Raw genomic sequence first — 17,849 nt, forward strand, 5'->3', positions numbered from 1 at the left:
GAGCGGTGCCAGCACCGCGCCGCCAGCGCGAGACGATCGGCAAGCCGAAGGTACGACGCCTCACGGACCAACCGAACCTGATTGAGTGGCGGTGAGCTCATCGCGGGTGTGCGAAGGAGGCGGCGTTCGGGATCAACTGGAAGAACACGTGCTCGGGCGTGTTCCCGTGCCAGTGACCCGCGACCCTGGCGTAGCCGACCAGCGCCAGGAAGATCGCCGCAACCCCAATGGCGATCCGCGGGGCGGTGACGCGGCGCCGGGTCACGAGCGTCCGCATCTCCAGGGCGTCCTTCACCGGGCACACGGACACACAGGTCAGGCAGCCGTTGCACTCGGGCGTGCGCACGGTCATCAGCTGATCCACCGGGATCAACGAGGGGCACGCCGTGGCGCACTTGCCGCAATCGATGCACGAGATCGGATCGCGCGTGATGCGCGTGGGGCTCAGCATCGACACCAGCCCCATCAGCGCGCCGTACGGGCACAGGTAGCGGCACCAGAAATTCTTGGTCACCACCGACAGCAGGACCAGGCCCAGGCAGACCTGGATGGTCAGCCGGCCGGCGTCGCGGAAGAAGTCGAGCATCTTCACGTCGGCGACCAGCCCGTACGGGCTGGAGAGAAACGCGCGCAGCTCGGGCACCGGCATGGTGACGACCGCATAGACGAAGAGGGCCAGCAGGATGTACTTCAGGCTGCGCAGCGGCAGGTCGGCCCAGCGCGGCAGCGCGAGGTTGCGGCCGAACATCTCGCGCCCACCTTGCCAGAGCCATTCGGAGATCGTGCCGATCGGGCAGAGCCAACTGCAGAACGCCTTGCGGAACACCAGCGACATCGCCAGAAACGCCAGCAGCAGGAACAAGCCGGCCGGATGCACCTCGGGAACGCTGGCGGTCAGCAGGAGGTACTTCAGGTTCATCAGGGAGGCCACCGGCAGCCAGCCCTCAACCCCAGGCGGGCGCGGGACGTAGACGGTGGCCCCGCCGGTTTCGTAGAAACGAACCCAGAAGTAGAACCGCACACCGATCCAGAGATTCAGGAGCAGAAACGCCATCTGCACCGCGCGCCGGATCAGCAGCGTCTGTTCAATTGGACGCTTGTCGTAGGCTCGGGCCATCCCGCCGCAACTCCACGACCACGATACCGGGGTCCTGGAGACGGGCGTATGACACCGGTCATATCGACGGCTAGCACCGCTTGCGACTGCACGTCCGGGGCCGGAAGGGGCCGGGGAGCTTTCTCTTTGGCATCTCGATTGCGTTGAAGTTCTTCGGTAGGGAGACTTCAATGCCAAGACGACCCCGTCACACTCTGCAAGGTGTGGCGTTCCACGTGATGAATCGAGCCGTGCGTGGGACCAACCTCTTCGAAACCCAAGGCGACTTCGACGCGTTCTCAAGAATTCTGCGAGAGGAACTCTATGGCTCCCAAGTAGAGATTCTTTCCTATGAGGTCATGCGAAATCATTGGCATTTCGTCATGACCTGCGATCGGATCGCAAATCTTTCCAGGCTGATGCATGACTTCGAGGGGAGACATGCCAATAACTGGGCGGGCGCTCACAACGCCCGCGGCAAGGGTTATGTGTATCAAGGTCGCTTCAAAGCCATTCCAATCCAGACCAGCCATTCATTGTTTCGGGTCTGCAGGTACGTTGAGCGCAACGCCTTGAGACAAAACCTGGTTAGGGCCGCGGAGGACTGGGAGTGGGGCAGCCTACATGCGCGCTGCAATAACTACTATCCGATTCCGCTAGCCAGGTGGCCAATTCTGCCACCGGCCAACTGGGTTGAGCTGGTAAACACCCCGCAGACAGAAGAGGAACTGGCGGATCTGCGTGTCCGAATCAAGCGCGATCAGCCAGTTGGGGATCCGAAGTGGGTCGAGGCTGTCGCTCCATTTGTCGGACTGACTTTAAGGCCCGTTGGCAGACCGAAGAAACGTTCCCCGGCCCCTTCTCCCTACCCTAGCTCTTGAACCGGCGCTCCACATGCCGGCGGATCGCGTCTTCGAACTCCGCGTCCTGGTCCGCCTGATAGACCATTGATGAACCGATTTCCGCCGCCAGAATCGCCGAGCGATACTTCGGCGACAGGTTCTGGTACCGGCTATTGAAGCGCGGGTCCTCACGCAGGAGCGCCGGCAGGTGGCTCAGGATGACCTTGTCGAAGATCGGCTGCGTGGCAACGCCCGGGTTGGCCTGGAAGAACTCGAACAGGCGCTGGTAATTCCGGTTGATCTCGACCGAGATGTCATCGGAGATCTCGGTCCAGGGCTTCTTGCTCGCGGCATGGCGCCGCACCAGCAAACGGGCCTCATCCTCGGCGCGCCGCTTCAGGATCGCGAGCACGTCGGCGACGTATTTCGGCTTGTTCTGGAGGAACTCCTCTTCGGTGAGCAGCAGGTTGGCGATGATCTCGTAGGACGAGGAGATCACGCCGCACTTGTTCGCCGAGGCGTCGCGCATGAGGAGGACGCCCTTCTTCTGCAGCTCCAGCCGAGCCGCCGGCGTGATGAACGAGTTGGCGCCTTCGATAATGACCTTCGATGACGGGCTGCCGTCGGGCAGCAGGAAGCGCTGCCAGTTCTCGTCGTTGATCGTCTCGGGGCGGCCGCCGCCGGGAATGAACAGGTCAGCCGGCACCGAGAACGGGAGTTCCCCGAACTGTCGCGACAGGTCGTCGATCGAGATCCACTCTTCGGCGAGCCCCGCCGCGGTGCGCGTGACCTTGCGGTACAGCAGGCGCATCCCGTCTTCCTTCGGCGAGCCCCGGAACAGCATGAACCCGCCGGGGTGCAGCGCCTCGGGACTAAATCCGTCAAGGTCCTGCTCGAGCAGGATGCGCCGCAGTTCCGTCGGATCGGCGCCCGCCGGATCGAACAGCGCCGCGGCGCCGTCCAGGATCAGCCGGATCTGCATCTTCGGGCAGAGCTCCAGCATGATCTGCATCGCGTTGCCGGCGACATCCCCGTTCGGCCCGCCGGTGAACTTCACCGAGAAGGCGTCGCGCGTGATGTCGATGCCGATCTCGCGCATCGCGATCTCGGCGAACTTGACCACCCCGGTCGAGGTCACGCCGTACTCTTTGTGATTGATGCCGATGGTCTTCGACGACATCACGCCGGTGCCGAGAATGTAGCCGCGGCGCTTCGAGGTCAGCGCGATCTGCTCGATCATGTCGTCGTGCATGTTCTCGTCGGGGCCGAGCTCGATCGGTTCGTCCTGCCGGTAGTAGTCCACGACCGCAGGGTTCTTCGCGACGCCCCCCTCGGTGACGAAAATGTCGAGGAAGGCGCTGAAGACATCACGCTGCTTCTTGCGCAACAGGCGATCGAGCACCGACCGCGGCTCCTTCGCAAACGCCGACGCATCCAGCAGCACCACCAGTTTCGAGCCGCCCTCGTAGATGTCCTTGTTCTTCAGGTGCTGCGTGTGCGCCAGCACGAAGTTCTCCTTGAACAAGGTCGCGGCGTTGGTGAGGAAATCATCCTGGGTGCGGCAGATCACCGTGCGCCAGCCGCCGCGCGCGATGTCAGAGAACCCGATGTGATAGCCGAACGCGTGGCCGCCGAAGAAGAACGTCACCCGGAACGGCATGCCGGACGGCAGGTCGGCGGTCGAGACCTGGCCGAGGTCGGCCAGGTAGACCGGGTCGAGCCGGAACGCGAGGGCCTGCTTCTCTTTCACGAAGAAATTGGTCTTCAGCGTGTGCTCGATGAAGGTCAGGCAGCAGTGAAACACGGTCCGGCGAATCGCATCGAGATGCGCGTGGCCGGTGTCGTAGTCGGCCACCGCCTTGACGACGGTCGCCCGCAGCGCGGCGTAGGCCGCGTCGCGCCCCTCGACCGCCGGATCGAAGCGCAGCCGGAACAGGGCGACGCACTGCGCCAGCAGTGGCGTGTTGGCGTAGATCGCGCTCTGCACTTCCTTCCAGTCGTAACGATCGGGCTGCGCGTGCGCCAACTGCGTGTGGCAGAACGCCACGAACGCGCGGGTCAGCGAGGCGTCGTCGCCGCTCATCTGCCCGGTCGTCACAAACTCGCGATATTCCGTGGAACTGGCGGTCAGGATCTGCGTGTTGTACAGTTCGCTCTGCAGCCGGTCGCGGAGGAACGCCGCGGTCTCTTGAATCTGCCCCTTGCGCTGCCGCACCGACATCGCAAACAGCGCATACGGCTGCGCGCCGGTCGACACGTCGAGGACGTCGGCGCTGCGGATGCCCACGTCGAACCGGTGCAGCACCTCCACCACTTGCGCGACGTAGCCGGTGTGGGGCGGATTCGCGATCGCAAACAGCAGACGCGCCTCGTTCGACCCGTCGGGGGCCGGCGTGAGATCGAAGTACAGGCCGTTCTGGGTCTCGCACAGGTGCAGCATCCGGAGCGCTTCGACCACGCAGGCGGCCGGCGACACGCGCAAGTAGTCGGCGTGATTGAGCCAGAGGATGGCCAGCAGCCGATCGAACTCGGCGAGGTCGAATGCCGGGTCGGACGCCAGCATCGCTTTCGCCGGTTCCCTCACGGCGTCGGGAATCGTCACGCCCGCGGCGAGCCCCGCATGAATCTCCGCATCGCTCTTGCATTCGAACGCGAACCGCTGGATTTCCAGCCTCTGCTCCAGGCCGGGCATGGGCCCCGATGAATGCGCAAACATCGCGTATGAGATCGGGCGCCCCACGCGCGCGCTCTTCGTCAGTCCCTCATACAGGGAACCTGGCAAACTCCGCGTGGCCAGAATCAAGGTGTCCGGACGGTCGGCCAGAATCAAACTCTGGTTGGTCCGAAGCGTCTCGACCTCGCGCTCGAGGATGGCGATCGCGTCCGGCTCACCGGCCATCGCCTTGAAGAATGAATCCGTCATCGAATCTCGAAGCCACGTCATGGCAGTGTCCGTTCGCTGAAAGACTGATTGGTATCGGTGTCCGCGCTGGCGACCGGCTAGCGCCGGTACGCCACCTTACCGCCGACGATGGTGTAGACCACCCGCGTCGAGGGGATCTCGTCCTCGGGCACGGTCATGATGTCTTTCGACAGCACCGTGATGTCGGCCAGCTTGCCGACTGCGAGCGAGCCCTTGAGCGATTCCTCCTTCGCGGCAAATGCGCCGTTCCAGGTGTAGGACTTGAGGGCCTCGGCGCGCGTCATCTTCTGATCGCCGTAGAACACCGAGCCGTCGGTGGTCTTGCGGCTGACCGAGGCGTAGAAACTCGCCATCGGGTCGATGCGTTCCACCGGGACGTCGGTGCCGTTGGCGATGATCGCGCCGCTCTTCATCAGCTTCTGCCACACGTAGGCACCTTCTTCCGCGCGCCCGGCGCCAAGCCGCGCCGGCACATAGGGCGCGTCCGAGGTGGCGTGAATGCCCTGCATCACCGGGATCACGCCAAGCTGGCCAAAGCGCGGGATGTCGGCGGCGCTGATGTGCTGGGCGTGCTCGACGCGCCAGCGCAGGTCCTTCTGGTTCGGCCGCGACTTGAAGGCGCGCTCGTAGACATTCAGCACTTCGCGATTGGCGCGATCGCCGATCGCATGCACGCACAGCTGCACATCATGTTCGAGGGCAATCTGCGTGGTCTCCGCGATGCTCTCGGGCGAGTGGGTCGGCAGCCCGACGCTCGACGGCGAATCGCTGTACGGAGCGAGCATCCAGGCGCCGCGCGAGCCGAGCGCGCCGTCGGCGGTGACCTTGATCGCGGCGATCGTCAGGTGGTGGTTGTTGAGACCAACGGCGCGGTACTGTCCGAGCTTCGCGCGCAGGTTGTCGTTGCTGTCGCGCACCATCACCCACAACCGGATGCCCAGTGCGCCCTCCGACGCGGCCCGCTTGAGGACATCGATGGTGCCAAAGTTCGAGCCGGCGTCCTGGAAGCTGGTGATGCCGTTCTCGAGACTGCCCTGCACCGCCAGCTCGATCTGGCGGCGCGCATCGGCATCGCGTTCGGCGACGGTCTTCGCCGCTCGCCATTGGTCGAGGGCGCGGCCGACGAGACCCGACGCGGTTTCACGCAGCAGTCCGGTCGGACGGCCGCTGGCATCCTTGAGGATCTCGCCGCCCGACGGGTTCACGGTCGTGCGCGTCAGGCCCGCGGCCTCCATGGCCTTTGCATTCACGAAGCTGGCGTGGCCGCTGGCGTGCGTCAGCATCACCGGGTTGTTCGGCGACACCTTGCTGAGCGCATCGTGCAGCGGAAAGCCCTCGACGTTCGGCTTCGGCACGCTCGCCCACTTCTCCTGGTGCCAGCCGCGGCCCAGAATCCACTCGCCGGGCTTCGCCTGCTTCGCGGCGTCGGCCACCATCGAGACGATCTGGTCCCAATCCTTGACGTCCATCAGGTCGAGCGTCATCTTCGACAGGCCAAAGCCCATGAAGTGGCCGTGGCTCTCGACCAGCCCGGGAATGGCCAGCTGGCCGCGCAAGTCGATGACCTGCGTGGCGGGGCCAATGTATGGCTGGATGGCCTGGTTGGTGCCGATCGCGGCGATGCGGTCGCCGCGGATGGCGATCGCCTGCGCCTCGGGCAGCGCGGCATCGACGGTCACGACCTTGCCGTTGTGCAGCACCAGGGTGGCCGGCGCAGGCTGACTCTGCCCGGAAATGACAACGGTCGACAGGACCAACAGGATGGCGAGATTTTTCACAACAGCTCCGAGTCTCAATCAGGGTGAGGGTGCGATCAGTTTCATGATAATTGAATAACCGCCGACCGGCGACCCGGGGGCAGGCCGGCGGGTCCGCCGCCGATCAGCCACGCCAGTTACGTCGATCCACGAACGTGCGGGGCTCCCGTACGCGCCCCGCGGGCGCCAGCCGCGCGTCGCGGCGGGCGCTCCACAGCATCAGCGGCCCGGCCAGGCGGTCGATCACCGGCGCCAACCCGCCGACCTCGCGCTCGACCTGCGACCGCAGATCGGCGATCCGGTCGCTCACCATCCGGTTCGACTCGCGCAAGTACTTCTCCATCGCCCACAAGGTCGCGCCCCAGCCCGAGCGCAGCTGCGCGGCCTCGCCGCGAACGCGCGCGCGGACGCGCTGGTCGGGGTCGTCGCGGTAGCGGCGCCAGCCGGTCAGCATGCTGGCCGTCAGCCGGAACAGGCTGGGACCGTTGACCTCGTAGTCGCGGCGAAACGCGCGGTCGAGCATGGTCTTCGACTGATCGCGCGAGATCGCCGCGTGCCGGAAGTTGAACTTGAACTGCCCGTGGATGTCGGCCAGGTCGACGCCGTCGAGCAGCCGGCCTTCCGACTCGACCTCGCGATAGAGCGGGGTCCCGGGCACCGGGGTATACAGCATGAACTGGTGGAACACTGTTTCGTGCGCGACCGCATGGTCGATCACCGCATCGATATTGCCGGGCGTGTGGTGCTCGAGCCCGATGATGGTCGAGCCGTGCACACGGATGCCGTGCGACTGGAGTTCACGCGCCAGCGCCTGGGTGTCGGCGCCCTTGAGTTTCTGGTACTGGTTGCCCGAGGATTCGAGCCCGAGCCAGATCCACTCGATCCCGAGCTCCACCAGTTGGCGCACGTCATACTTGCGGATGGCGTTGGCCGACGAGAAGACGTAGAGCGACCAGGCCTTGCCGTGCGCCTTCATCAGATCGAGCAGCTCGAGAGCCCGCTTCTTATAGAGCAGGAAGTTCTCGTCCATCATGAAGAACGCCCGGGCACCGAGGCCCTTCTCCGCCTCGCACATCACGCGAAACACGTCTTCGCCGCGTTCCAGGAAGGTCACCATCTTCCCCTTGCCGCCGAAGAACTCCGAAGTCGTGCAGAAGTTGCAGCCGATTGGGCATCCCACCGACGGGATGATGGTGGCCGCGGCGTTGCCGCCGCCCCGCGGCACCGGCAGGCCCATCAGCCGGAAGCCGAATGACGAAGGGATCAACGGATGGTCGATGCGGTGACCAGCGTCCTCGCCGAGATATGCCCGCAGCCACGCCACGCCCTCGCCCTTCACGATGTGATCGGCGTCGATCATCCCCTCGATGCCTGGAATCGCCGTCACGTGGCCGCCGACAACCAGCGTGGATCGCGGCGAGTGCTTTCGCACGAGCCGGCACATCTCGCGAATCTTGCCGACGTTGACGATGATGCCCGTCAGCCCGACGACGTCGTAGTCGTGGGACGTCAACTCGCGGACGAAGTGCTCCCGCGTGGGAAAATCGAGCACCGTGCACGGCGCCGAGATGTTCTGCTGCAACAGCATCAGGCTCCACGTGCGGTGGAACAGGCGCAGCGAGAACGGGCCCTGCGCCCGGGTCACCTGATTGTGGTACAGCTCCACCGGGTTGATCGCCCGGCTGCCAAACTCATCGTCTTGCGCGAAGGGTTTGAAGACCGACGCCAGGAGAACGCGGGCACGGGTCCCTTTCGGATGTGGCTGCATGAGCAAGCCTCCTGCTCCCATCATAGGAACCCGCGGCGACGGTGACTGTAAGGCTTTTGTACTAGTTCGGGCGTTACAATCGGCTTAGTGCGACTGCGTCAACGGCTGAACACGGTCCTGCTGCAATGGGTCGTGTCGCTGATCGTCATCACCGGCGCCGTCTGGTTGCTGGCGCTGCCGGGGATTCGCCGTAATCTGGTGGATGAGCGGCTGCTGCTGGCGCGTTCGGTGGCGCACGGTCTGGATACGAGCCTGTCTACCGCCATCCAGGGACTCGGCCGCCTGGCGCAGGATTTGCCTGGCGCCACCGACGCGGTCGCCGCCCGCCTCCATAGCTTCCGGTTCGAGTCTCCGTTCAGCGAAGCCATTTACCTGCTCGATGCGCACGGTCAGCTGATCGCGGCCGATCGCGCCGGGGTGCAACCCGTGCCGGCCTCCTGGCTGGGGTACCACGAGGCCGTGACGCCGATGGTGCGCAAGGCCGGGGCCGAGGCGGCGCCCGTGCTCGCGGTGATTCAGCCATTCAAGCGCACTGGCGTCGATCACTATCTCGTGGCAGAGATGCCGGTTCGCGGGTCGGCCCTGACGACGTTCCTGCAGGGCCTGGCGCCCAGTTCCACCATGCAGATGCTGGTGGTCGACGAACACGGAGTGGTCGTGGCGTCCCAGGACCCGGCGCAGTTACTGCGGGTGCTTCCTGACGCCGAGGCCCTCGGCGACCGGATCCGTGCCCATCGGCCGCTGGTGCTCGACGAGTCGGCGGGGACCCTGTCGGTGATGGCGCCACTACGGTTCGCGGCGTGGGGCGTGATTATCCAGCAGGCGGAGGGCAGCGCTTTCGCGAGCCTGAACATGACGAGCCGCGCGCTGGTGGTGACCGGCTTCGCGCTGGCCGTGCTCGGCGCGCTGTTGGTGCGAACGCTGACGCGATCGATCGTCTCGCCCATTCGACAACTGTCGCGGCAGGCCGAAGGGATGCGGGCCGGGGACCTGTCGAGCGTCATCGAAGTGTCGGGCGATCTGGAAATCGCGGTGCTGGCCCGGACGCTGGACGAGGCCCGGACCCGGCTGTCGTCCACGCTGGGCCGCCTGCAGGCGTTCAACGAGCAGCTCGAGGCGCAGGTGGCCGCCCGCACTCGCGTGATCGAGCAGCAGAGCGAACAGCGCAAGCTGCTGGTGCGGCGAATGCTGGGGGCCACCGAAGACGAGCGGCGCCGGCTCGCGCGTGAACTGCACGACGAGATCGCGCAGATGCTGACCGTCATCCAGATGTCGCTGCACCAGATCGCGCCGGAGACGCCAGAGTTGCAGCGGGCGAACGCGCTGCTCAACAAGACGCAGGTGGAGATCCACCGGATCATCCACGACCTGCGGCCCTCGCTGCTCGATGACCTCGGCCTGGCGGCCGCGATGCAATCGTACGCCGACGACCACCTGGTCAGTCACGGGCTGCAGGTCGGCCTGGAGATTGACAGCGGGCTGCAGGCCGGCACCGAGATCGAGACCGTGATCTTCCGCATCTACCAGGAACTGCTGACCAACATCCTGCGCCATGCCGATGCGGAACACGTGTCGGTGGAACTGTACCGGCGCGATGGCAAGTTGGTGCTCGCGGTGGAGGACGATGGCCGGGGGTTTGATCCAGAGGCGAAGGCTGAAGGCGCGGGCCTGATCGGCATGCGCGAACGGGCAGCGCTCGTGAACGGGACGATCACGTTTGACAGCGAGGCCGGACAGGGCACGCACGTGGTCGTGGAGATTCCCCTCCAATGATCCGCCTCGCCATTGTCGACGACCACGACCTGCTGCGCGCGGGCATCCGGGCGATTCTCGAGCAGGACCCGCTGTTCAAGATCGTGGCGGAAACCAGCGACGGACAGGAGGCCATTCGCCTCGCGGCCAGCCTCAAGCCCGATGTGATGCTCATGGACGTGCACCTGCCGGGCGGCCTGAGCGGACTCGACGCCACCGAGGCCATCGTCCGCGACACGCCCGAGGTGAAGGTGATCGTGCTCACGCATTACGAGAACCGCGAGTACATTCGCCGCGCGCTTCGCATTGGCGCGCGCGGCTATCTGCTGAAGCGCAGCGCCGCCGCCGACTTGAAGGATGCGATCAAGGCCGTCCACGCCGGCCAACGGTATCTACACCCGTCGGTCGCCGACAGCCTGGTCGACCTGGTGACCGCCGGCAAGTCGGTCGAGGATGCCGAAGACGAGTACGACCGGCTGACTCCACGGGAGCGGCAGGTCTTCACGCTGCTCGCCGAGGGCAAGACGAGCCGGGACATTTCCAAGTACCTGTCGATCAGCCTCAAGACCGCCATGACCCATCGCACGAACGTGATGGCGAAGCTCAACATGCACACCCGGTCCGAGTTGATCCGCTACGCGGTGCGCAAGGGCGTGATTTTCGTGAATGATGCCTAGCGAGGCGGCGCCTCAGACCGGCGAGCATGAGCGAGAGATCGGCGCGCCAATACATCACACGGAAATTCGGAAGCACGGAAAAGCCCTTTTGTTCTGACCCAAGAGAGAAGAATTTTCCGTGTTTCTGTGTTTCTGTGTGAGGCATTTCTGGGTCAGAAGGCGGTCAGCGTATCGGCGAACCGCCGCAGTTCACGCGGCGGCAGGCTCGTGTCCATCTCGATCCAGAATCCGTCCCGCTGCAGCACCAGGTGGCTGCGCTGTCCCGCCACCCACCACGTGGCATTGGGCACGCCGTCAAGCGGGCGGGCCAGCGGCGCGATGACGGGGCTCGGGCCACCTCGCCGCTGGCTGACCGAGAGGTCGTGTTCGAGGCCGCGCCACTGGATCTCGAAGGCCGGTATTGGACTGAGCCGAATGGTCATGCGGGGCGCCTGATCGCCGAGGACCGCCGGCCGGTACGCGGGCACCAGCGGCGCGAATCCCACTTGTGGCTGCACGTCCTCGAGGCGCGTTACGGTGATGACACCTTGCCGCGTCATCGGAAACACCAGCGGCACCGCGACGTGCAGCCCCCGGAGCGTCACGAACACGCCGGCGGTGATCAGGAGGAACGCCGGCAGGCCCTTCACACCAGCCATGGCAGCACCACCAGCATCACCGCTGAAATGGCGGGAAGGGTGAGGGACGGGAGGGTGGCATCGGGGCCGCCAGCCAGCAGCACGTCCACCCGTTTTCGCAGCGCGGCCCGGGCGGCCAGGTCGCGCCGGTCAGTGTCTTGATACACCCGCAGCAGCACACGTGCGAGCAGACGGGGATCGCGGCCGGCGACCGCGGCGGCGTCACACCCGATTTCCATTTCGATGCAGTACTCGCGGAAGGCCCACATCGCCACCGGGTTGTGGCTTTGCAGGAGGCGAACGGCGAACATGGCGTGGGTTTGCCACCAACGTCCGGCCTGCCAGTGGGCATGTTCGTGGGTGAGGACAGCCGCGAGCTCGTCGCGGTTGAGAATCTCGAGGGCGCCGCGTGACACGATCAGCCGCGGCCGCCCGGGGCGGCCGCTGGTGGCGACGGCCATCGCCGACTCCCCCGTGACGAGGACCTCGCATTGTTCCCATCCAGGGCGGGCGCGTGCGGACGCGACCAGTGCTTCGGGCGCCGGGCCGTCGCTTGGTGCCCGCCGTCCGAGCGCCGGCAGGATCTCCTGCCAGATCGTGAGCAGCACCATCAGCGCGCCACCCGCGGCGAGGACATGGCCGAGGTGAACTCCCTCGAGTCCGACCGGGAGTGGAATGGCGAGGAGCCGGGCGCTGTTGAGCCAGGCGACCCGCTCACCGAACTCGACCGAGGTGCGCCACGGTATCGCCGCCGTCACCATCGGCAACACCAGCAGGAGCGCGAGCAGCCGTTGTCGCGTCGGTCCCGCCGGCAGGCCGACCCGGTGCACCCACACGTACAGAATCAGGCCCATCGTGCCCGAATGGAGGGCGACCTGCCACAGGTACGAAATCACTGATCCTTGAAGAGTTCGTCGTACTCCAGCCGATGTTCGTGACGGAGCTTGTCCTTGCGAATCTTGCCCGTGAAGATGCTGGTGTCGAGGGGGAACGCTTCCGGCGACAAGTGCGCGCCGGCGATGTGCCAGACCAGCACGATCAAGAACGCGAACAGCGCCTCGTAGCTGTGCATCACCTTGGCGGCGGGGATCAGTTCGGCCGGCAGCACGCCGGCGACGGCGATGGGGAAATACAGGATGAAACCGGTGGCGACCATGACGAGGCTGCCGAAGATGAGGCCCCAGTATTCGAACTTCTGCCGGTAGTCGAACCGTCCGAACTGCGGTGCCGTGTCGGTGTAGCCGGCGTAGTACCGCAGGTTGTTGATGGCGTCCCTGAAGTCCCTCTGCCCGAGAAGCATCGTGCCCTTCATCCGGCCACTCAGCAGGCCGGTGATGGCGACGGCGAGGTGCGCCACCACCAGCACGGAAAAGACGATCCCGACCATGCGATGCAGCCAACGCGCAGCGAAGATCCCGCCCATGGCGTCCACCACCCACACACTGGCCGATGCCGCCGGCCACTTCTGCGGCATGCCCGTGACGAGCAGCAGGCCGAACAGCACGATGATGGCGGCGTGCTGAAAGCGTGCCCAGGGCGAGAACCGCACGACGTATTCGACGGGAGGGTCAGCAGTCATGATTCGTGGCTCCTCAGCGGCCCGCCGACATCCGGTACACGTGCAGCGACAGATTCAGGATCAGGCCGATGACGGCGAACGGAATGAAGAACCGGTAGAACGATTCCACCGCCCAGACCAACGGCGCGTTCCTGGGCGAGGGCGGGTAGTGCGAAAGCCACGCGGCAGGGAACGTCGGCGCCGCCTCGGCATGGCAGGTGCGGCACGCCTGTTGCACGGTGGCCTTCATCGCTTCCGCCCCAAGCAGCCGCGGCGAGGCAATGTCATGCACCCCGTGGCAGGCGTTGCAGGTCACGACGATCTGCTGCTGGTCATCGGGAAGGTTTCTCGACAACGAGGCCGTCACGCCGTGAAAGTCGGCGAGATACGTCTTCGCCACGTTGGTGGAGATGCCGTACTTGGCCATCAGCGCCTCGTCGCCATGGCAGCGGATGCACGTCTCCGGAGAGTTCAGTCGGAATCGGGTCGTACCCGGCTGCTGCACCTGGTGGTGCGTATGGCAATCCGCGCACGCCGGCACGTCCTGGTTGTCGTCTTCCACCAGCGCGCGGCCGTGCACGCTGCTGGCGTACATGGTGCTGACGTCGGCATGGCAGGCGGCGCAGCTGCGCGAGACCATGGCCCGCTTCGCGTGGGGGTTGGCAATGTCGTGCGCGCCGTGACAGTCGGTGCAAATCGGCGCCGACTCCACGCCGGCTTTCAGCAGGTCATAGTGCACGCTTTCCAGCGTGCGCGTGTAGGTGTCGAAGTGGCATTTCTTGCAGAGCTCGTACGAGTTGACGGTGTAGGCGCGACGGCTCGCGAACGACGTGCCCATGGGGTGGTCGGCGTCGTACTTGGCGTGGCAGTCGGTGCAGGTGAGCTGGGACGCGTGCACCGAACCCGTGAGGTGACCCGGGTCCACGAACAGGCTCATGGTCGAGCCGTCGGCAAACGTCATGGCCATCGACTTGTCCTGGTGGCATTCGAGGCAGGCCGCCACCGCCTCAGGGACCGGGGCCGACGCGGCCGGGGTCCCTGGAGGTTGAGGCGGTGGGGCTTGGGAGGTGATCGGCGGGGCCGGCGGCCCGGCGGTGACAGCGGTGGCGACAGTGGCGGCGAACACGGCCGCACAGAGTGTCAAGGCACCGGAGACTCCGAACACCCCCTGCGCTAGACGCCGCACCATCGTCGTCCTCCCGTCGGTTTCTCCCAGTCTATCGCACATGATCAGCGCTCGCGGGTCACGGCCTCGTCGAGCTTTTCCTCGGTGGCGTCGGCCCACGGGTCGGGCGGTGGTGCCGGTGCGCCTGGCTTTACGGGCTTCGTCCTGGCGAGGAACGCCAGTGCTGGGGCCCAGGCCGGACGGAGCACGCGAACGCCTTGCGTGGCAGCGCGCCCACCGACTTCGAGGGCCTTTTCGCCCGCCAGGCGGAACACCATGGCAAAGCCGATGAACGGCAGGAAGATGACAAATGCCAGACCGAGCAGCGGGGCCAATGCGAGCATCACCAGCATCGGGACTCGGTAGTACGTCCGGGTGTCGCCGCCAGGCAGCGGGCCGCGCTCGTCAACAGTCGTGAGTTTGAGTGGGGCAACAGCGTAGTAGAGCCCCGGTTCGACGATTTGGTTTCCGGTGTAGGTGGTCATGGTCATTCCCTCCGTTACTGTGACCATGGTGACTCGGGCCGGCACCCGCTGCCATACAGCACTTGTCCGATATTTCGGGTTCGAGTGCCTGATTTTTCGGTGCGCGGCAGGAGCTTCGAGGATGATCTCCTCGACGGACCGGCGCGGTGGTTTGCGGGATAATGTAGTCGGCCCCTGGGGGCCTGAACTTATGCCTTTCGACTGTGCGCACCGAGCACGCCACGGCGCCAATGCCTGCCTGACCGCGTGCCCCACCATGGCTGAGGTCGGCGGTTTCCAGTTCGCGCGCGTCGAACAGGACCGCGACGTGCCACCGGCCGATTCGCGCGTGATCGATGTGGCCATGTTGGACATGCACCACGGGTGGCCCAACCTCGGCCACGAGGCGCTGGTGCACGTCCTGCAGAACGCCGTCTGCGATCTGCGCGAGCCGCTGCTCCGGGCGCGGCTCAACGTGCGCGTGATCTCGTACGACGTGCGCCGGGGCCAGGCGCTGCCCGAAGCCCCTGGCGGCCGGCACACCATCTACATTGGCACGGGTGGCCCCGGCCATCTCGACCCCGCCGTCAACGACGGGCGAGACGGCTCACAGGGCATTGTCGAAAACCCGGCGTGGGAGCCACGCCTGTTCAAGTTGTTTGATGCGATCCGCGACGACCAGCGCAGCTCGTTGTTTGCCGTCTGCCACACCTTCGGCGTCATGTGCCGGTGGCTCGGTGTCGCCGATGCGGTGCTGCGCGGCCCGGAGAAGGGCGGCAAAAGCGTCGGCGTCCGGCACAACGTGCTCACTCCCGCGGGGCAAGGCCATCCGTGGTTCGCACCCTTTGCCCGGACCATCGGCAGCGCCGCGCGTTTTCCGGTACTCGACAACCGGCTCTACGATCTCATTCCCGGCGGTGCGGTGCCGGGCGGCGTCAGGCTGCTGGCCGTTGACTGTGACGAGGGCGGGGACCCGGGCGACGCCGTCACCATGATCGAGGTCGCGGATGACCCGGCCGCAAGCATCCCGCGCATCCTCGGCGTCAACCACCATCCCGAGATCGTGAACCGTCAGCGCCAGCTCGTGTTGCTGGAAAAGAAGCGCGCGCGCGGCGATGTCAACGAGCAGTGGGTGACCGAACGCATCGCCGCGCTCACCGAGCCGGTTGACGCCGACACCGACGATCACGCCCTGCACCTGACTTCGAGCTATACGCTGATGGGCCCGCTCCGCTTCGCGCTCTACCGCGCGATTCGGCTGCGCGCCGAGGCCCACGGCGTCGACCCCGGCTTTCACGAGCGCGACCTGCCGCTGGTCTACGGCCTCGATCACGCGGCGACGACCTAGCTACCCGTAACTTCTCCTCCTCACGGCTCGTACCGCATCATGGTCATGAAGCCCATGTCCATGTGGAACTGGTGGTGGCAGTGAAACAAGGACAGTCCGGGCTGGGTGGTCGGGACGTCAATCTCCACTTGTTGCCAGGCGGGCACGACCACCACGTCCTTCCAGATGCCCGAGACGCGTTGACCCGCGTACTTGACCAGCTCGAACGTGTGCCGATGCAGGTGGATCGGGTGCGCGTCGGCGCTCTGGTTGTCGAGCAGCCAGCGATACCGCCGGTTGGCGCGGACGACGATCGGGTCGATGCGGGGGTGTGACTGGCCGTTGATGGTCCAGCTGTGCCCGTCGCCCTTGGGCTTGAACACCAGCGTCAACCGGCCGTCTGGTTCGGCCACTTCGGCGGCCGCGCCGAACCGCAGGTAGCTCCAGCCGTCGGTCGCCGTCGGCGCCCATCGCGGCGGACCCGGCTGGCCGGCGTACTCGATGGCAATGCCCATCCCGGCCTCGCGCTGGGCGGATCTCGTTTCGCCGAGGATCCACACGCCGGGCCGGTTCATCTCGACGATCGCATCGACGCGTTCGCCCGGGCCAAGCTCCACCATCGGCGCGATCGCCGGCGTCGGCACGGCATTCCCATCGAGGGCGATTACGCGAAACAGGTGCCCGGGCAGCGCCAGGCTGTGATGCAGCGTGGCGCTCGCATTGACCATGCGGAACAGTACCCGTTGACCCTCGCGGACGCGGATCGGTTCGCCGCCGCCGAGCATTTTGCCGTTGATCGAGTGGTAGCGGTACGTGACGTCGGCCGGGCTGGCGTTGGTCACCCGCGGCTCCCATTCGTGAAGCAGGATCGGGACTTCCTGATCGTAGGCGCCCGGCTCGTCGCCGGTTTCGACCACGAGCATGCCGAACTGGCCGGTGTAGGTGCCCTTCTTGAAGTCACGGCCGGCCATGTGGTGGCTGTGGTACCAGCGGGTGCCGGCAGGGTCTGGCGTAAAGCGGTATCGCTGGCGGCCTTTTGGCGGGACGCCCGGCGTGCCCTGTTCATACACGCCATCGACCTCCGAGGGAATGTGCAGGCCGTGCCAATGGACGATGTCCATTTCGCGGGTGTCGTTCCAGACGTCGACGATCACCGGCCGTCCCCGGCGCGCGCGCAAGAGCGGGCCTGGCACCTGGCCGTTGTAGGCCAGGGTCTTCACCGTGCGCCCGGGTTTGAGCTCGAGCGACACCTCGCCGATGCGGAGGGTGATGTCCGCTGGTTCGGTGAACGACTGCGGCTGCGTGGGGGGCTTGGGGTGCGTCATCCCCATGTGCTGGGCACGCCCAACTGCGGCCAGCGACGACCAGCCACACGCGGCGGCAAGCAGTTCACGACGAGTCATCACGGGAAACCTAACACGGCCGCGAGGCGAGGGCGACCCCCGCCTCGCGATAGTGCTCGATCCGCCGACTAGGGTACCTGCATCCCCTTGATGTAGTCCGCCAGCGCCGCCACGCGCAGCTGGGCGGTGTCGCGATTCAACGAGTTGAACAGGCCGCCCCACATCGGCATGTCGCGCGAACCGTGGGCGGCCACTTCGTCCAGACCCTCGATGTAACGGCGGACCCTGACGTCAGGGAACTTGCCGCCGTTGCGCGCGTTGATCCGGGTCAAGTCGGCAGGAACCTTGGCCAAGGCCGACGCGGCCGGGCCATTGCCCTTGCCCTCTTTGCCGTGGCACACCGCACAGTAGCTGTCGAACATGCCCTTGGCGTCTGACGCGTTGACGTTCTTGATGGGCGCCTGCTCGATTTTCGCCTGGGCGAACGCCGAGCCGGCCGAGAGCGCGAGAGCGACGAGTGCGATGAAGACAAATCGGAACATCAGGCTCCTCCTTTTTGC

15 protein-coding genes are annotated in these 17,849 nt (G+C 65.9%); 4 read left to right on the forward strand and 11 right to left on the reverse strand.

The genetic code is table 11. The annotated features are described in order from the left end of the window. Positions 1-97: 97 nt before the first annotated feature. Positions 98-1,117 carry a 4Fe-4S binding protein gene (locus Q8T13_10880; protein ID MDP3718257.1) on the reverse strand — a complete coding sequence of 340 codons (1,020 nt, stop codon included), beginning with the start codon at positions 1,115-1,117 and terminating at the stop codon, positions 98-100. 203 nt (positions 1,118-1,320) lie between these two features. Between Q8T13_10880 and Q8T13_10885 the strand changes: the two genes are divergently transcribed. Further along, on the forward strand, positions 1,321-1,977 hold the full coding sequence (locus tag Q8T13_10885) for a transposase (GenBank protein ID MDP3718258.1): 657 nt from the start codon (positions 1,321-1,323) through the stop codon (positions 1,975-1,977). Here Q8T13_10885 and Q8T13_10890 read toward each other — a convergent pair. From Q8T13_10890 to Q8T13_10900, 3 genes are all read right to left on the reverse strand, one after another. After that, positions 1,967-4,861, reverse strand: a complete 2,895-nt coding sequence (locus Q8T13_10890; GenBank protein MDP3718259.1) for an NAD-glutamate dehydrogenase — start codon at positions 4,859-4,861, stop codon at positions 1,967-1,969. The genes Q8T13_10885 and Q8T13_10890 overlap by 11 nt on opposite strands. Before the next feature lie 77 nt (positions 4,862-4,938). Beyond that, the gene (locus Q8T13_10895; protein MDP3718260.1) at positions 4,939-6,639 is read right to left on the reverse strand and encodes an amidohydrolase; all 1,701 of its coding nucleotides are present in this window, start codon (positions 6,637-6,639) and stop codon (positions 4,939-4,941) included. Between the two features lie 103 nt (positions 6,640-6,742). Further along, positions 6,743-8,386 carry a cobalamin-dependent protein gene (locus Q8T13_10900; protein MDP3718261.1) on the reverse strand — a complete coding sequence of 548 codons (1,644 nt, stop codon included), beginning with the start codon at positions 8,384-8,386 and terminating at the stop codon, positions 6,743-6,745. An 87-nt stretch (positions 8,387-8,473) separates the two neighbouring features. On the opposite strand from Q8T13_10900, the gene Q8T13_10905 reads away from it, so the two are divergent. Both Q8T13_10905 and Q8T13_10910 read left to right on the forward strand, forming a co-directional pair. Beyond that, on the forward strand, positions 8,474-10,159 hold the full coding sequence (locus Q8T13_10905) for a histidine kinase (GenBank protein MDP3718262.1): 1,686 nt from the start codon (positions 8,474-8,476) through the stop codon (positions 10,157-10,159). Continuing rightward, positions 10,156-10,815, forward strand: coding sequence for a response regulator transcription factor (locus tag Q8T13_10910; GenBank protein ID MDP3718263.1), 660 nt, complete (start codon positions 10,156-10,158; stop codon positions 10,813-10,815). Before Q8T13_10905 ends, Q8T13_10910 begins: the two co-directional genes overlap by 4 nt. Before the next feature lie 152 nt (positions 10,816-10,967). Here the strand turns inward: Q8T13_10910 and Q8T13_10915 are convergent, their stop codons facing one another. The 5 genes from Q8T13_10915 to Q8T13_10935 all read right to left on the reverse strand — a co-directional run bounded on the left by Q8T13_10915 (position 10,968) and on the right by Q8T13_10935 (position 14,646). Beyond that, positions 10,968-11,453 carry a hypothetical protein gene (locus Q8T13_10915; protein MDP3718264.1) on the reverse strand — a complete coding sequence of 162 codons (486 nt, stop codon included), beginning with the start codon at positions 11,451-11,453 and terminating at the stop codon, positions 10,968-10,970. After that, on the reverse strand, positions 11,441-12,328 hold the full coding sequence (locus tag Q8T13_10920) for a M56 family metallopeptidase (protein MDP3718265.1): 888 nt from the start codon (positions 12,326-12,328) through the stop codon (positions 11,441-11,443). Before Q8T13_10920 ends, Q8T13_10915 begins: the two co-directional genes overlap by 13 nt. Beyond that, positions 12,325-13,011, reverse strand: coding sequence for a cytochrome b/b6 domain-containing protein (locus Q8T13_10925; protein MDP3718266.1), 687 nt, complete (start codon positions 13,009-13,011; stop codon positions 12,325-12,327). Before Q8T13_10925 ends, Q8T13_10920 begins: the two co-directional genes overlap by 4 nt. A 13-nt stretch (positions 13,012-13,024) precedes the next feature. Next, the gene (locus Q8T13_10930) at positions 13,025-14,116 is read right to left on the reverse strand and encodes a cytochrome c3 family protein (protein ID MDP3718267.1); all 1,092 of its coding nucleotides are present in this window, start codon (positions 14,114-14,116) and stop codon (positions 13,025-13,027) included. 104 nt (positions 14,117-14,220) lie between these two features. Beyond that, positions 14,221-14,646 (reverse strand): hypothetical protein, encoded by a 426-nt coding sequence (locus tag Q8T13_10935; GenBank protein MDP3718268.1) that lies wholly within the window; start codon positions 14,644-14,646, stop codon positions 14,221-14,223. 184 nt (positions 14,647-14,830) lie between these two features. Here Q8T13_10935 and Q8T13_10940 point away from each other — a divergent pair, with 184 nt between their 5' ends. Further along, complete coding sequence (locus Q8T13_10940; GenBank protein MDP3718269.1) at positions 14,831-15,967, forward strand: hypothetical protein; 1,137 nt, start codon at positions 14,831-14,833, stop codon at positions 15,965-15,967. A gap of 20 nt (positions 15,968-15,987) precedes the next feature. Here the strand turns inward: Q8T13_10940 and Q8T13_10945 are convergent, their stop codons facing one another. Together Q8T13_10945 and Q8T13_10950 are read right to left on the reverse strand one after the other, a co-directional pair. After that, the gene (locus Q8T13_10945) at positions 15,988-17,349 is read right to left on the reverse strand and encodes a multicopper oxidase family protein (GenBank protein MDP3718270.1); all 1,362 of its coding nucleotides are present in this window, start codon (positions 17,347-17,349) and stop codon (positions 15,988-15,990) included. Between the two features lie 68 nt (positions 17,350-17,417). Further along, a complete protein-coding gene (locus tag Q8T13_10950; GenBank protein ID MDP3718271.1) occupies positions 17,418-17,831 on the reverse strand; it encodes a c-type cytochrome in 414 nt (137 codons plus the stop codon). Positions 17,832-17,849 lie beyond the last annotated feature (18 nt).

The sequence above is a fragment of the Acidobacteriota bacterium genome, assembly GCA_030697165.1.
Classification (GTDB): Bacteria; Acidobacteriota; Vicinamibacteria; order Vicinamibacterales; family UBA2999; genus 12-FULL-67-14b.